The 14981-nt window shown below is 57.2% G+C and carries 15 protein-coding genes and 4 tRNA genes; 11 read left to right on the top strand and 8 right to left on the bottom strand.

Features of this window, described 5'->3' with window-relative positions:
• Positions 1-24: 24 nt before the first annotated feature.
• The 3 genes from GVL50_RS10020 (at position 25) to GVL50_RS10010 (ending at position 398) form a co-directional block, all read left to right on the top strand.
• Positions 25-101 (top strand) — tRNA-Arg (locus GVL50_RS10020).
• Positions 102-172: 71 nt separating this feature from the next.
• Positions 173-249: transfer RNA gene (locus GVL50_RS10015), tRNA-Arg, on the top strand.
• Between the two features lie 72 nt (positions 250-321).
• Positions 322-398: transfer RNA gene (locus tag GVL50_RS10010), tRNA-Arg, on the top strand.
• 19 nt (positions 399-417) lie between these two features.
• Here GVL50_RS10010 and GVL50_RS10005 read toward each other — a convergent pair.
• Positions 418-936 (bottom strand): cell envelope protein SmpA, encoded by a 519-nt coding sequence (locus tag GVL50_RS10005; RefSeq protein ID WP_159812713.1) that lies wholly within the window; start codon positions 934-936, stop codon positions 418-420.
• A gap of 320 nt (positions 937-1256) precedes the next feature.
• Here GVL50_RS10005 and mgtE point away from each other — a divergent pair, with 320 nt between their 5' ends.
• Entirely contained in the window at positions 1257-2699 is a 1443-nt protein-coding gene (mgtE, locus tag GVL50_RS10000) for a magnesium transporter (RefSeq protein ID WP_053122849.1), read from the top strand.
• A gap of 239 nt (positions 2700-2938) precedes the next feature.
• Here the strand turns inward: mgtE and GVL50_RS09995 are convergent, their stop codons facing one another.
• A complete protein-coding gene (locus GVL50_RS09995; RefSeq protein ID WP_003178899.1) occupies positions 2939-3265 on the bottom strand; it encodes an Arc family DNA-binding protein in 327 nt (108 codons plus the stop codon).
• 389 nt (positions 3266-3654) lie between these two features.
• Between GVL50_RS09995 and phnN the strand changes: the two genes are divergently transcribed.
• Positions 3655-4224 carry a phosphonate metabolism protein/1,5-bisphosphokinase (PRPP-forming) PhnN gene (gene phnN / locus GVL50_RS09990; protein WP_159812819.1) on the top strand — a complete coding sequence of 190 codons (570 nt, stop codon included), beginning with the start codon at positions 3655-3657 and terminating at the stop codon, positions 4222-4224.
• Here the strand turns inward: phnN and GVL50_RS09985 are convergent.
• Together GVL50_RS09985 and GVL50_RS09980 are read right to left on the bottom strand one after the other, a co-directional pair.
• Positions 4199-4378 carry a PA3371 family protein gene (locus tag GVL50_RS09985; RefSeq protein ID WP_053122845.1) on the bottom strand — a complete coding sequence of 60 codons (180 nt, stop codon included), beginning with the start codon at positions 4376-4378 and terminating at the stop codon, positions 4199-4201. The genes phnN and GVL50_RS09985 overlap by 26 nt on opposite strands.
• 20 nt (positions 4379-4398) lie before the next feature.
• Complete coding sequence (locus tag GVL50_RS09980; RefSeq protein WP_159812711.1) at positions 4399-4629, bottom strand: hypothetical protein; 231 nt, start codon at positions 4627-4629, stop codon at positions 4399-4401.
• Positions 4630-4923: 294 nt separating this feature from the next.
• Here GVL50_RS09980 and GVL50_RS09975 point away from each other — a divergent pair.
• The 5 genes from GVL50_RS09975 to GVL50_RS09955 all read left to right on the top strand — a co-directional run bounded on the left by GVL50_RS09975 (position 4924) and on the right by GVL50_RS09955 (position 10618).
• Positions 4924-5000, top strand: a tRNA-Arg gene (locus GVL50_RS09975).
• Positions 5001-5288: 288 nt separating this feature from the next.
• Positions 5289-6893 (top strand): tetratricopeptide repeat-containing response regulator, encoded by a 1605-nt coding sequence (locus GVL50_RS09970; protein ID WP_159812709.1) that lies wholly within the window; start codon positions 5289-5291, stop codon positions 6891-6893.
• Positions 6890-7582, top strand: coding sequence for a sensor histidine kinase KdpD (locus tag GVL50_RS09965; protein ID WP_159812707.1), 693 nt, complete (start codon positions 6890-6892; stop codon positions 7580-7582). Before GVL50_RS09970 ends, GVL50_RS09965 begins: the two co-directional genes overlap by 4 nt.
• A 338-nt stretch (positions 7583-7920) precedes the next feature.
• A complete protein-coding gene (locus tag GVL50_RS09960) occupies positions 7921-9162 on the top strand; it encodes a glutamine synthetase family protein (protein WP_178124175.1) in 1242 nt (413 codons plus the stop codon).
• Positions 9163-9229: 67 nt separating this feature from the next.
• Positions 9230-10618, top strand: coding sequence for an MFS transporter (locus GVL50_RS09955; RefSeq protein WP_159812705.1), 1389 nt, complete (start codon positions 9230-9232; stop codon positions 10616-10618).
• Positions 10619-11343: 725 nt separating this feature from the next.
• On the opposite strand, the gene GVL50_RS09950 is transcribed toward GVL50_RS09955, so the two are convergent.
• The 4 genes from GVL50_RS09950 to flgA all read right to left on the bottom strand — a co-directional run bounded on the left by GVL50_RS09950 (position 11344) and on the right by flgA (position 13943).
• On the bottom strand, positions 11344-12090 hold the full coding sequence (locus tag GVL50_RS09950) for a flagellar brake protein (RefSeq protein WP_053122832.1): 747 nt from the start codon (positions 12088-12090) through the stop codon (positions 11344-11346).
• Positions 12091-12178: 88 nt separating this feature from the next.
• Positions 12179-12646, bottom strand: coding sequence for a flagella synthesis protein FlgN (locus GVL50_RS09945; protein WP_053122830.1), 468 nt, complete (start codon positions 12644-12646; stop codon positions 12179-12181).
• A gap of 48 nt (positions 12647-12694) precedes the next feature.
• A complete protein-coding gene (gene flgM, locus GVL50_RS09940; RefSeq protein WP_053122828.1) occupies positions 12695-13021 on the bottom strand; it encodes a flagellar biosynthesis anti-sigma factor FlgM in 327 nt (108 codons plus the stop codon).
• Positions 13022-13181: 160 nt separating this feature from the next.
• Entirely contained in the window at positions 13182-13943 is a 762-nt protein-coding gene (gene flgA / locus GVL50_RS09935) for a flagellar basal body P-ring formation chaperone FlgA (RefSeq protein WP_159812817.1), read from the bottom strand.
• Between the two features lie 82 nt (positions 13944-14025).
• Between flgA and GVL50_RS09930 the strand changes: the two genes are divergently transcribed.
• Positions 14026-14958: a chemotaxis protein CheV gene (locus GVL50_RS09930; RefSeq protein ID WP_159812703.1), complete on the top strand. Its 933-nt coding sequence runs from the start codon at positions 14026-14028 to the stop codon at positions 14956-14958.
• Positions 14959-14981: the final 23 nt, after the last annotated feature.

Genomic DNA, 14981 nt, shown 5'->3' with positions numbered 1-14981 from the left:
GGGCTATAATGCGGCGCAACAAATGCACTCGTAGCTCAGCTGGATAGAGTACTCGGCTACGAACCGAGCGGTCACAGGTTCGAATCCTGTCGAGTGCACCATTTAAGAGTCAGTTACAGCAATGTAAATGACTTGGCTTCAACCAGATGTGATCTGGTCTAAAAACACAAATGCACTCGTAGCTCAGCTGGATAGAGTACTCGGCTACGAACCGAGCGGTCACAGGTTCGAATCCTGTCGAGTGCACCATTTAAGAGTTAGTTGCAGCAATGCAGATAACTTGGCTTCATCCAGTTGTGGTCTGGGCTAAAAACACAAAATGCACTCGTAGCTCAGCTGGATAGAGTACTCGGCTACGAACCGAGCGGTCACAGGTTCGAATCCTGTCGAGTGCACCATATACCGAAAAGCCCGCGTTTATCGCGGGCTTTTTGCTGTCCGGGATTTGGCTTTTTCCTTCACGCATCCCCGCTGATCGAAATCGATTTGTGCCGTTCGGCCTCGCTTGAGGTCGTAACGATATGTGGTCGTCGATGTCCGAATATTGATCTTGTCCGGCTTGCCTAAAGCGCTTTCGACATCTTGCGCGCTCATCCCGGCGATAACGCGTCGATTGATGATCGCCTGGCGGCGTTGTCTCGCGTCGATCACGTTGCCGCAGATGTGCTCCGCGCCGCCGACAATGCCCGGTGCTCGGCCTCTGGTATTCATACCGGATGTTTCTTCGTGATTGGCTTCAGGCATCACCGCCACGACAGATCCGGGCAAGTAGGGGTGTACTTCCTGCACGGAGAGGTGTTCGCCGTGCGCGCAACTCATCGTGGTGAAGGTGATGCTGCCGTCAGGTGCTTCGCAGCGATGCAGGGTGGTCGTGGCCCCGGCGTGCGGTAGGCAGAGCAAAAAAGTCAGTACGAAAAAAGATGATTTGAGTGGCATTCGACGTCCTCCATGACGATCTACGCTCAAGGGTAGTCGCTACATTTTGCGCTGCCGGTGTGTTTTCTTTTCAAGATGAGTCGTCGCATTTGCATGGATCAGGATGGCGCTCAGGTTTGTCTCGCAAGCGCTTGTTTCAGCCATGATTTTTTAACGTATTAAACCGTCAGGCGTGTATCATTGCGCCCGTCAGCCCCGCCGGGGCTTATGGAAAACCTCCATGGACTTACCCAGTAGTTGTTCAGTAACCCGTTTCACCAATCATGAATTGACTGATTGATTCTTCCGGCGTGCCCCGCTGCTGGGAGTGGAGTTCGCCTATGTCCGAAATCGAAGTAAAGAAAACACAGGAAAGCCTGCAGGATCGCCTGGCCCAAGTGGTCGAGCTTTTGCAGCGCCAGCGAGTCGTCGAAGACCTGACTCATCGCCAGGAAGGCGCGCACAACGACCGGGTGGAAAACCTGGTTCACCGGCAGAATCTGGTCGAGTTGCAACGCAAACTCGATGATCTGCACTCCGCCGACGTTGCCTACATTCTTGAAGCCTTGCCGCTGGACGATCGTCTGACGCTCTGGCAACTGGTCAAGGCTGATCGCGACGGCGACATTCTTCTCGAAGTATCCGATTCCGTTCGTGAAACGCTGATCGCCGACATGGACGATCACGAGCTCCTGGCTGCAGCCAAGGACATGGACGCCGACGAACTTGCTGACCTGGCTTCCGAGCTGCCGCGAGACGTCGTCCATGGACTGATGGAGAGCCTCGATAACCAGCAGCGTGAGCGTGTGCGTTCGGCCCTGTCTTATGACGAGGAGCAGGTCGGTGCGCTGATGGACTTCGAGATGGTGACGATCCGTGAGGATGTCAGCCTCGAAGTGGTGCTGCGTTATCTGCGCCGTCTCAAAGAGCTGCCGGGCCATACCGACAAACTGTTTGTGGTCGATTACGACGGCGTGCTCAAGGGCGTGCTGCCGATCAAACGTTTGCTGGTCAACGATCCGGACAAACAAGTTGCCGAGGTCATGGCCAGCGACCCGGTGAGTTTCCATCCGGACGAAGACGCCTACGACGCCGCTCAGGCGTTCGAGCGTTATGACTTGATCTCGGCCCCGGTGGTCGACAAGAACGGCAAGCTGATCGGCCGTCTGACCATCGACGAAATGGTCGACCTGATTCGTGAAGAAAGCGAAAACGAAGTCCTCAACATGGCGGGTCTGCGTGAAGAGGAAGACATCTTCGCCTCCGTGTGGAAGTCGCTGCGTAACCGTTGGGCGTGGCTGGCAGTCAACCTGATCACCGCGTTTGTTGCGTCCCGTGTGATTGGTCTGTTTGAAGGCTCGATCGAGAAGCTGGTAGCGCTGGCGGCATTGATGCCGATCGTGGCGGGTATTGGTGGCAACTCCGGTAACCAGACGATCACCATGATCGTTCGGGCGATGGCGCTCGATCAGGTCAGCACCGGCAATACCTCGCGTCTAATGCGCAAGGAACTGGCGGTCGGTTTGATCAACGGCTTGGTCTGGGGCGGGGTGATCGGTGTGGTCGCTTATCTGCTTTATGGCAGCTGGTCGTTGGGGGTGGTGATGACGGCGGCGATGACGCTCAACCTGCTGCTGGCAGCGCTGATGGGCGTACTGATCCCGATGACGCTGGCCAAGATGGGCCGCGACCCGGCCATGGGCGCCAGCGTGATGATCACCGCGATGACCGACAGCGGTGGCTTCTTCATCTTCCTCGGGTTGGCGACAATCTTCCTGCTCTGACCCGCTGCAAACAAAGAGCCCGCCAAATTGGCGGGCTTTTTTGTGCCTGACAGGCAACACAAAACAATTGTGGTGAGGGGATTTATCCCCGTTGGGCTGCGCAGCGGCCCCAAAAACATTAGGACAGCTGCGCACTCCAGCGGGGATAAATCCCCTCGCCACAGGTACAGTGTTTGATCAGCCAAAACGAAGGCAAAAAAAAGCCAGCAATCATGCTGGCTTGAGATATTCGGTGTAGCTCAGGACGCGTCTGCGGCCATCTCGGCGTCGTGTGCGATCAACGACACCAATGCGTTCTGTTGACGGTGCGACAGCTGACGGAAGCGTTGCAGCAGCTCGCGCTCGTGCAGCGACAGCTCAGGGCTATCGAGGCGCATGCTCAATTCTTCGCCCAGTGCACCTTCTTGAATAAGGCTCTGTTCAAGGCGCGCGATGATTTCGGAGTTCATGCTGCGATGATGATTGCGAGCCACCTCGGCAATGCGTTCACGCATTCCGTCTGGCAGACGTACGACGAACTTGTCAGCCGTACGGCTGGAATAAATTGCCTGTTTCAATGGGCGCATATATTTAACCGGTTAGTTCAGGGGAGCGGTTCTCGGGAATGGCCGCAGGATGTGTGATAGGACAAGCATCCGGACCAAATGGTTCAACCTGAATTGTTAAGAGGCGCGCATCATGCCTCAAAATTGCCAGTTCATTGGCGTCAATTCTGTGACAAATATTGAGCCGGATAAAGGCGTAATGCCAGCACCAATTGTCAGAAATGCGGACTGGTTTGAAATCTTTGCCTTCGTCCGAATCACTGCCCGCTTCCTGTTGCACATCAATGGGTGTCCAAAGACCTCAGAACGTGCATGCTATGCGGCTTTCTATCCTTGTTCCTTACCTGTACAGGATAGTGGCAATTTGCCGATTTACTAGGGGCAGACCCGTGCCAGAGGGCATTTTCAGGATGGATGGCAAGCTTATTTATCTGATGGGGCCGTCCGGTTCAGGCAAGGACAGCCTGATTGAGGCGGCACGCGAACCTTTGCGTGCGATGAATTGCGAAATCATTCGCCGGGTGATAACCCGATCAGCGGAGTCTGTGGGTGAGGACGCGGTCGGCGTTACGCCAGAAGAGTTTGAACGCCGCCAGCAAGCCGATAACTTCGCGCTGGCCTGGCACGCTAATGGCCTCGCTTACGGCATTCCAGTAGAAATGGATCGGTGGCTTAAAGACGGGCGAAACGTCTTGGTGAATGGCTCGCGGGCCAACCTGCGTCAAGCGCAGGTGCTGTATCCAACGCTGGTGCCAGTGCTGTTGACGGTGAGGGATGAAGTGTTGCGTGAACGCTTGCTCAAACGAGGTCGTGAGACCCTTGAGCAAATCGATGCGAGGCTGGCGCGCAATGCGCTGTTCAAAGACCGACGAGCCAGCGACACGCCCGTGAATCTAGTCGACAACTCCGGCGATCTGGCGACCGCCGTCAATCAATTGCTGGATGTGCTCAAACTCAACGCAGCACCGGATCAAACTTGATCCGACGCCCGGCCACCAGCGCCAGCACAAACAACACCGCAAACACGCCGCAGCCGATCAGGGGCAGGGTGACCTGGGTGTCCTCGAACAGCGAAAAATGCAAAACGCCACTCAATAAGGCGAGGATCAGAAATCCTGCAGCTGATTTGGACATGCTGTACTCCTGAAGATATTTCAAAAAACCAGACGTTCGGAAACCTGCGCCGGCAAAGCCTGTTCGGCCTCACTAACAGCTCTTGGGCCGTAGCTGCCCTGATCGCTCAGCACCGCCAGTTGCGGCTGTTTCTGCACTTGCAGGTAATGTGGCATGCGCTGGGCGACCGTCTCATGACTGTCCGGGGCCAAGTGAAAGCCCACCAAGACCGCCAATGCGATTGCGTTTGCAAGCAAGAGGGTGCTGTTCATGAGGCGGACTCCGATTGTTCTTCTATGGAACAGACATAGCACCCGCCGTGCCAACAGTCTAACCGCTGTTAAGTCCTTTAAAAACAAGCATTTGAGAGGGTTTTTCGAAGTGCCTGGGTTGCAATCTGCAATGATGGCATTTTGTGGTAGTGCAAAATGCACGGTAAAACATCCCGCAGCCTTGCAGGGCGCCTGCCTACACTTAAAAAGCCCTACGGATGACATGACAAATCAGGGCCTGGCCGTTACCATGCACGCCGTCCGTCGCGCCGCGTCTGCCCGCGACAACTCAGTGTCTCAGTAGCTCAATTGGATAGAGCATCCCCCTCCTAAGGGGAAGGTTGCAGGTTCGAACCCCGCCTGGGACACCACATTTCAATAGCCCCATTCAGGACAATCCCGGTGGGGCTTTTTTGTGCCTTTCGTATGAGAGTTCCAGCAATGTGAAAGTGATCTGGCTGAGTTGGTTTCTTCTTCAGCACCGCGCTCCGACAAACACATCAGGAATCTTCAGGCACCCACCCTCAGGGAACGCCACCCGTTGCCGATAACGTACTCGGTGACTTCAAAGTCGCGTGAAATTGCTTGATAGCATTTTGCCGCCAGCTATCATCGTCGCGCCCGAAATTGCCCTCACTTCAATTGCCTGGAAATCTTCGATGCTGTCGTATCACCAAAAGCGTTTTCTGATCGTCGATGATTTCTCGGATTTTCGCAGTTCGGTTCGCTCGATGCTGCGTGAGCTTGGGGTCAAGGACGTCGACACTGCGGACACCGGTGAGCAGGCGCTGAAGATGTGTGCGCAGAAATCCTACGATTTCATCTTGCAGGATTTCCATCTGGGCGACGGCAAGAAGAACGGCCAGCAGGTGCTTGAAGACCTGATGCTGGAAAAGCTCATCAGCCATGAAGCGGTGTTCGTCATGGTCACCGCCGAGACCAGTCAGGCGATGGTGCTCAGTGCGTTGGAGCATGAGCCGGACGCGTATCTGACCAAGCCGTTCAACCGTTCGGGTCTGGCGCAGCGACTGGAGCGTCTGGAGCAGCGCAAGACTTTGCTCAAACCGATTCTGCAGGCCCTCGACCGTGGCAAACCGGTCGAGGTGCTTAACGCCTGCATTGCGTTGTGCAAGCAGGACATCCGCTACTCGCCGTTGTGCCTGCGTTACCGCGCCGATGCGTTGCGTGATCTCAATCAGAACGAAGCGCTGGAGCGCCTCTACGACGGCATCATTGCTGACCGGCCGTTGCCGTGGGCATTTGCCGGGTTAGGCAAACTGTTGTTCAAGCGCGGGCAGATTGCGCAGGCCAAAGGCGTTTACGAAAAAGCCCTGAAGGTGTTTCCGATGATGCCGTCGCTGTATGACGGCATGGCCGATGTGCTGGTGGCCGAGGGTGATACCAAGGGCGCGCAACGGGTGCTTGAAGAGGCGATTCGCTTGTCGCCGCTGGCGGTGCGTCGACAGGCCCTGCTCGGCAAACTGGCGATGACCAACGAAGATTTTGACACCGCCTCGCGGGCGTACCGTCAGGCCGTGGCGCAGGGCGCGCAGTCGCGTTTCAAGGATGCGGAAAGCAACCTCGGTCTGGCCCACGCGTTGATCAGCAAGGGCAGCGAGCGCGGTCTCGATACGCGCACGCGGCTGGAGATCAACACCACGCTCAGCGCCGTGGCCAAGGAAAATCCGAGCGACCCGGGCCTGCAAATTCGTGCGCGGTTGATGAAGGCCACCAGCCTGTTGCTCAACGATGCCGAAACCGCTGACAAACTCACCGAACAAGCGATGTTGCGTCTCGACGGCATGGAGCAATTCATGAGTCCTGAGGCCGCGCTGTTGGTGGCCAAACAACTGCAAATGCTCGGTCAGGCCGAGGCGGGCACTTCGATGCTCAAGAGTTGCGCGGAGATCTACGGCGATGATCCGGCGGTGATGAAAGACATCGCCAAGCTCACCGATGACCCGACTATCCTCAGTTCGAGCAACGCCGCTGCCGACCTCAACCGTCAGGGCGTGCGCGTGTACAAGACCGGCAATCTGGTGGAGGCCCGCGAGGTGTTCCGCAAGGCGCTGAAGTTGCAGCCGAAGAACATCAGTATTGCGCTGAACTTGGCCCAGTCGCTGCTGCACGGTACCGACACGTCGGTGCCGTCGGCGGAGCTGGAAGAATGTCGGGCCTGCCTGAAAATGGTCGGCCTGATGCCCGACACCGACGCGCGTCATGCGCGTTACCAGAAGCTGAAAAGCAAGGCGTTTGGCGAATGAACCACGACGAGCAAACACTGGATTTTTCCACGGTGATCGCCTCCACCGTTCACGACATGAAGAACTCGCTGGCCATGCTCATGCAGGCGCACAGCCAATGGCTGGCGCGGTTGCCGCCAGCGCAGCGCGAGGGTTCTGAGCTGGGCGTGATCGACTTCGAGTTCGCTCACCTCAACGGCATGCTCGTGCAGTTGCTCGGGCTGTATAAGCTCGGTGTTAATCAGATGCCGTTGCAGCCGGCGTATCACGAACTCGACGACTTCATCGAGGCGCAACTGGCGGCGCATCAGGAAGTGTTCGCCAGTCGCGGGATCATCGCCACCTATGAAATTGATCCGCTGTGTCCGCTGGGTTTCTTCGACCGTGAACTGATTGCTTCAGTGCTCGGCAACTGCATCAACAATGCGATCCGTTATGCCCGCGAGTCGTTGCTGATTACTGTCAGCGACGAGGCGGGGCAGTTGGTGCTGACCATCAATGATGATGGCGCCGGTTACCCGACCGAGATGCTTGAGCGTCAGGCCGATTACGTGCAGGGCATCAATCACAGCAGCGGCAGCACGGGATTGGGTCTGTATTTCGCCCACCGTATTGCCGTATTGCACCAACGCAACGGCGTCGAAGGGCGCACCCAAATCAGCAACGGCGGCCCACTCGGTGGCGGCCTCTTCAGCCTCTTCCTCCCCTGAGACGTTCGACTGATCGTGACGGCAACGTTCTCCCCGTGTAGGAGCTGCCGAAGGCTGCGATCTTTTGATCTTGTTTTCACCAGCAACATCAAAAGATCGCAGCCTTCGGCAGCTCCTACACGGGGGATTCGCGTTGTTTGGTTTTTTTGTTTTGACGCTGCTTGATATTCCGAACAGCCGCAGCCTATTTTGTCCGGGTCGCCGTTCGCGGCTCGCACAACAACAAGGATTGCGTCATGACAACCGATGGCCAGCGCTCACTCGCACAGCGATTGACGGGCATTGATGAGATTGAATGTGTCACGCCGGATTTGAACGGCGTGCCGCGAGGCAAGGTGATGACCGCCGAGGGGTTCCTCGAAGGGCGGCGTTTGCAGATGGCGCGGGGTGTGCTGCTGCAATGCATCATGGGCGGTTACCCGGCGGCGAAGTTTTACGGCAGCGATGACGGTGACCTGGCGCTGGTGGCCGAACCGAGCATGATCCATCCGTTGCCGTGGAGCGACGAGCCGCGCGCATTGGCGATCTGCGATGCCGATGAGCTGACCGGCGAAAGCTCCAACCTGTCGACCCGTGGCCAGTTGAAGAAAGTCATCGCCCGTTATGCGGCGTTGGGCCTGGCGCCGGTGGTGGCGACCGAGCTGGAATTCTTTGTCTTCGCACCCAATACCGATCCGAATCAACCGTTCCGCCCACCCGTTGGTCTCGACGGTCGCCGCGAGGATGGGCAATCGGCGTTCAGCGTCAGTTCCAACAACGGTCTGCGGCCGTTCTTCAACGAAGTCTATAAATGCATGGCGGCCCTCGGTTTGCCGCGCGACACCTTTATGCATGAAATGGGCGTCAGCCAGTTCGAGATCAACCTGCTGCACGGTGATCCGCTGTTGCTGGCCGACCAGACCTTCCTGTTCAAACACTTGCTCAAAGAAGTCGCGCTCAAGCACGGCCTGACCGTGGTATGCATGGCCAAACCGCTGGCGCACACGCCGGGCAGTTCGATGCACATTCACCAGAGCATCGTCGAGATCGGCAGCGGCAAAAATGTATTCAGCGACGAGAAGGGTCAGCCGACCGCAATGTTCCGCCACTTCATCGGCGGACAGCAGGCGGGCATGGCTGAATTCACCGCGCTGTTTGCGCCCAACGTGAACTCCTATCAGCGTCTGTGTCATCCATTTGCGTCGCCGAACAATGCCTGCTGGTCGCATGACAACCGCGCCGCCGGCTTACGGATTCCCGCCAGTTCACCAGTAGCCCGTCGGGTCGAAAACCGTTTGCCGGGCGCCGACGCCAACCCGTATCTGGCAATCGCCGCCAGCCTGGCCGCGGGCTTGCATGGCATCGAGCATGAGCTGGAACCGACTGAAGCAATTCAGGGTGAATTCGAAGTCCCGGACAATCTGTCGCTGCCGTGTACCTTGCATGCCGCACTCGAACGTCTGAAACGTAGCCAATTGGCCATGGAACTGTTCGGCAAGGAGTTCATCGAAGGCTACATCGCTTCGAAGACCATGGAGTTGACGAGTTTCTTTGATGAAATTACCCCCTGGGAACGACGTGTTCTAGCAGCCCAGGCCTGACGAACTGTCGCCACCGGGCTATCGTTTGATAGCCCGGACTCACTGCAAGGAGCCGCTCGGAACGCCGATGCGCCAAATCTGGAAATCCTTTCGAGCGCTGTATTTTGCCTCGCTGATGATGTTGATCGGCTCGGGCCTTTTGTCTACTTATCTGGCTTTGCGCCTGGCCGCTGACAATGTCGACGGGCTGTGGGTCGGTGCGCTGATGGCCTGCAACTATTTTGGTCTGGTGCTGGGCGGCAAGATCGGTCACCGCTTGATCGCCCGTGTTGGGCATATTCGGGCGTATTCGGCGTGCGCCGGGATCGTCGGTGCGGCGGTGCTCGGGCATGGTCTGGTGGACTGGCTGCCGGCGTGGCTGGTGCTGCGGACGATTGTCGGTCTGGGCATGATGTGCCAATACATGGTGATCGAGAGCTGGCTCAACGAGCAGGCCGACGCCAATCAGCGTGGTCTGGTGTTCAGTGGATACATGATCGCGTCGTATCTGGGCCTGGTCTTGGGTCAGTTGATTCTGGTCATGCATCCAGGGCTGGGGCCGGAGCTGTTGATGCTGGTCGCGCTGTGTTTCGCCCTGTGCCTGGTGCCGGTGACGCTGACCCGACGGATTCACCCGGCGCCGCTGCATCCTGCGCCGATGGAGCCGCGCTTCTTCATTAAACGTGTGCCGCAGTCGCTGAGTACGGTGCTCGGCGCCGGTTTGATCATCGGTGCGTTTTACGGTCTGGCGCCGTTGTATGCCTCGCAGCAAGGGCTCTCGACCGAGCAGGTCGGTCTGTTCATGGGTAGCTGCATTTTTGCCGGGCTGCTGGTGCAGTGGCCGCTGGGGTGGTTGTCCGACCGCTATGATCGTGCGCTGCTGATTCGCTGCTTTGCCGGGTTCCTCGCGGTGGCGGCGCTGCCGTTGGCGATCATGCCGGAGGTGCCGCTGGAGGTGCTGTTTGTGGTCGGCTTCTTCTGCTCGCTGGTGCAGTTCTGTCTTTATCCGCTGGCGGTGGCGTTTTCCAATGACCACGTTGAGGGCGATCGCCGCGTCTCGCTGACGGCGATGCTGCTGGTGACGTACGGCGTCGGCGCGAGCATCGGGCCGCTGCTGGCGGGTGTGTTGATGAAGTTTCTCGGCAGCCAGAGTCTGTATGCGTTTTTCAGCTTCTTTGCGTTGGTGCTGGTGTGGCGAATTCGCCCGAAAGCCGTGACCAATCTGCACCAGGTTGATGACGCGCCGCTGCATCACGTGGCGATGCCGGACAGCATGTCGAGCTCACCGCTGGTGGCAGCGCTGGATCCACGGGTGGATGAACAGGTGGTGCAGGATCAGATGCAGACACCGGTCGAGCCTGAGCCTGAACCGGAAGTGGAGCCTGAATCTGAGACTTCGCCGGAGCCAGTGGTGGAAACGGAGCCGGAAGATGGCAGCGATAAACCGACGCCAGACATCAGTGGCGCCAGACCCTGACTCTGACTGCAATATTCACCTGTGGTGAACACAGATTTAATGATGAATCGATAATCCTGTGGTGACTGAATTACTTGTGGCGAGGGGATTTATCCCCGATGGGCTGCGCAGCAGTCCCAAAACCATCCAGCTCGGTTCAACAGGAAAAATGTGCAGTCAGGATTTGGGGCCGCTTCGCAGCCCAGCGGGGATAAATCCCCTCGCCACAAGTAATTCATACACCACAGATTCTTGGTTGAATTCTCACAGGCGAATAATTCACATAGGTGCAAAACCCTAAAGGGAAACACTTAACCTGTGGCGAGGGGATTTATCCCCGTTCGGCTGCGCAGCAGTCGCAAAACCATCCAGCTCGGTTCAACAGGAACATTGTGCAGTCAGGATTTGGGGCCGCTTCGCAGCCCAGCGGGGATAAATCCCCTCGCCACAATTAATTCACTCACCACAGATTTTTGATTGAATATCTCTCAGGCACAAAACAGTGCGGTCGGGAAACACTTGACCTGTGGCGAGGGGATTTATCCCCGTTCGGCTGCGCAGCAGTCGTAAAACCATCCAGCTCGGTTCAACAGGAACAATGTGCAGTCAGGATTTGGGGCCGCTTCGCAGCCCAGCGGGGATAAATCCCCTCGCCACAGGGATCTCAGTGTTAATTGGATTTTCGATCAGGCACAAAAAAGGGCCGCCCCGCCAAGGACTGCCCTTTTTTTATTTGCCGCTACGAATCACATATCGTCTTTATCAAAACGCCGTGCTTCACGCTGCAGTTGATACACAAAGCGCTCAACGTTACGCGCCGCCTGGCCACTGATGTTGTGGAAGCGCAGACCAGCAAAGGTGATGTTGAGTTTTTCTTCGAAATGCAGATAACGCAGTTCAACCGAAGTCGGCTGATTGCCGAACAGCGGCGGGGCGATCAGGCGGTCGTAGACCTGGCCCAGTTGCAGGCGGTCAGTGATGTCGCCTTCAAAGCGCAGCTTGCAACCGGTGGCGGAGATGTCCAGCAGCTTGCCGTTGATCGGCGCCTTGAGTTTCTCGCCGCCGAGTTCGACGTTGACCAGATCGGTCAACTTCAGCGCGGCGCGAAAAGCATTGCGGCGCTGGTGATAAACCACTTCGGTCGGCAGTTCGCCGGTGTAGAAGCGGTCGCCGTCGGCATCGACAATGTCCAGCGTGCCATTGCATTCCCAGGCGATGCGCACGCCTTCGTGGAAACCCTCAACCTTGAACGGCTCGCCCGCCAGCAGAAAGCGTTCACCGTCACGTGGCACCATCTCATCGAGGTTAATCGAAGCGGTATCGCGGTCAACCTTGATCAAATAGCTCTGAAAACGCTGGCTGCGCTCGTGAAAGGTGATGATCAGCGGATCATGGCTGTCTTGCAGCTGACGCAGGTTGCTGGAGATTTCCAGAGGTGTGGTGAGCACCTTAGGAGGCTGCGGAGCATCATCCGCGCTGAGGGCGTTGGACACGGTTTATCAATCTCCAGACAAAATATGACGACTAGCCAGCATTTTGCCAGCATGTTTCGCGAGTTGATAGAGCTGGCGCATCAACGACTCATGCCTGGCTGAGCGGACGCGGCATCGCGGGTTTGGCAAACGTGCCGCTGGCGTCATACAACGCTGGCGCTTCGCCCCCGGTGAGGATCTTCAGTTGATTGCTGGTCGCGGCCTGTTGCATGAGGATCGACTGGCCGTTTTTGACGTTGGCCGCCTGACATTGGGCGATGAGATCGGTCAGGGCATCGCCCTGGGTCAGCAGCTGCTGGCCAACGCTCGATTGCGCGGCCAGTTGCTCAAGACCTTGACGGTCTGGCGTCAGGTTGAGGCTGACGAGGATTTCGCTGCGCTTGCGGCCATGCTGTTCAAGCAAAATGATCAGTGCCTGTTTGGTTGCCAGAATCTCTTCGAGCAGGGGCATGTCGCGACCGTGCAAAGCGAGGGACTCGGTTTGCAATAACTCCAGCAATTGTTGAGCTGGAGCAAAGTCGTCGTTGATCAGTTGCAATAAATTAGTGTCGTGCATGGCTGGCCTTGGGTTTTAAGCGTCCAAAAGCCTCGCGCCGGCAAAAGCCTAGCGCTGGGCTTCGAAGTTGAGCAGTTTGCTGGCTACACGGTTGCTGTCGACTTTATAGCTGCCATCGGCAATCGCGGCTTTCAACTCGGCCACACGGGCTTTGTCGACAGCAGGCTGATCGCGCAGCTTGTCAGTGACCTTCTGCAACTGTTGAGCCTCATTGCTGAGGTGTACCGATTCCCCGCTTTTAGCGGTACTGGCCGTTTCGGCCTGGGTATTCAGCGGCGCGGAAGTGCCGTTTTCGGCGGTTTCCTTGGGCGCGCTGGTACGTGTACTGCCTGTCAGTGACGAGGAGCTGTTCAAACGGCTGAAATCGATGACCATGATAAAAACCTCTGGGAATTTGGACGCTTGCCATGTTTTCGGCCATCTCCTGGAAAACTTTAGGCACATTTAGCAATGAAAGCTGCATGCACCCGCGCGCGTCCTGCTGCGGCACAGTTTAGGGAACAGCCATGGCCAGCGCCAGTTTTCTCCTCGGTGTTTACATGGAAACTTCCACCTGTCCCGGCGCGATGATTTGCGCCTTGATCACCCGTTGCGAATTGAGGTTTTTCACTCGGATCTGTTCTTTCAGTCCGCCGTTGGACAGGGCTTCGCCGGGCATGCGCACGGCGAGTGTGCCGCTGCGCGCGGTGATGACCACTTGATCACCTTTACGCACGACTTCGGCCTGTTCCAGGTGGACTTGGGTAATCACCTGATCGGCGACCGTTGGTCGGGTCAATTTTTGCCCGATCGCTTCGTCTACCGAGGTCAGAAAACCTTGATTGATCTGACTGACATCGCGCTCGCGCAACGTCACGTCCTGAGGTTCGATAATCCCGGCGCGCCTGAGTGCTCGGGTGGTGGTGACAATCTCGCGAAACAGGCGGACTTGAGCGGGTACGAACACCGTCCAGGGCGAACTGCCCTCACAGCGAACCTTGACCGTCACCCGGCCCAAAGGACGGGGGGTGTTCTCCAGCGACGCTGTCAATTCCTTGTCGCACATCGGCATGCGCATACGCGGATCGAGCTGCTTGACTTCAATCTCGTAGCGGCCTTCGGTTTGACTGGTTGCCAAATAGTCTTCTACGGTGAACTCAAGAAAGCCCTGAGTGACGCCGATAAGCATGTCAGGCAAGGTAACCGAATCCGCAACGGCAGGGCTGCCAGCAAGCAAACAGCAGGCGGCAGACACCGCGCAAAGCCCTTTGCGAAGGGGAGAGGTCAGGTGTCGGAAAAATGTCGTTTGAGCGTTCATACGAGTTAAAAAGCAAGCGCCGTGCCGTTTAGCAATGAATGTGCGTCGCAACAACACTTGGCGTTGAGGTAGGAGTCTGGGCATGGCTGGTGTAATGGATTCGGTAAACCAGCGCACGCAACTGGTGGGGCAGAATCGCCTGGAGCTGTTGTTGTTCCGTCTCGACGGTCAGCAGCTCTACGGAATCAACGTGTTCAAGGTGCGGGAAGTGCTGCAATGCCCGTCGCTGACGTTGATGCCCAAGTCCAGTCCTGTCGTGTGCGGGGTGGCAAATATCCGGGGGGCGACCATTCCGATCCTTGATCTGGCGATGGCGACCGGCTCCGGCGCGTTGAAAGACAAGAACAACCCGTTCGTGATCATCACGGAGTACAACACCAAGACCCAGGGTTTCCTGGTGCGCTCGGTGGAGCGCATCGTCAATATGAACTGGGAAGAGATTCATCCGCCGCCCAAGGGCACGGGTCGCGATCATTACCTGACCGCTGTGACTCGGGTGGACAATCAGTTAGTCGAAATCATCGACGTCGAGAAAGTGCTGGCGGAAGTTGCGCCGACGCCGGAAGCGATTTCGGTGGGCGTGGTCGATGTCGAGACCCAGACCAAAGCGTTGTCGCTGCGGGTGCTGACGGTCGATGACTCGTCGGTGGCGCGCAAGCAGGTGTCGCGTTGTCTGCAAACGGTCGGCGTCGAAGTGGTGGCGCTGAACGACGGCAAACAGGCGCTGGATTACCTGCGCAAACTGGTCGATGAGGGCAAAAAGCCGGAAGAAGAGTTCCTGATGATGATCTCCGACATCGAGATGCCGGAGATGGACGGATACACTTTGACGGCTGAGATCCGCAGCGACCCACGCATGCAAAAGCTTCATATCATCCTGCATACTTCGTTGTCCGGGGTATTCAATCAGGCGATGGTCAAGAAAGTCGGCGCCGATGACTTTCTGGCTAAATTCCGCCCTGATGACCTGGCATCCCGGGTAGTCGACCGGATCAAAGCAGCAGATATCAGCTAGGAGCGCTTTGCTCCTGGCGGTCA

Origin of the sequence: Pseudomonas sp. 18058 (genome assembly GCF_902706155.1) — a bacterium.
In the GTDB taxonomy this organism is placed as follows: domain Bacteria; phylum Pseudomonadota; class Gammaproteobacteria; order Pseudomonadales; family Pseudomonadaceae; genus Aquipseudomonas; species Aquipseudomonas rustica.
This window is presented reverse-complemented; position numbering and strand designations above follow the sequence as displayed.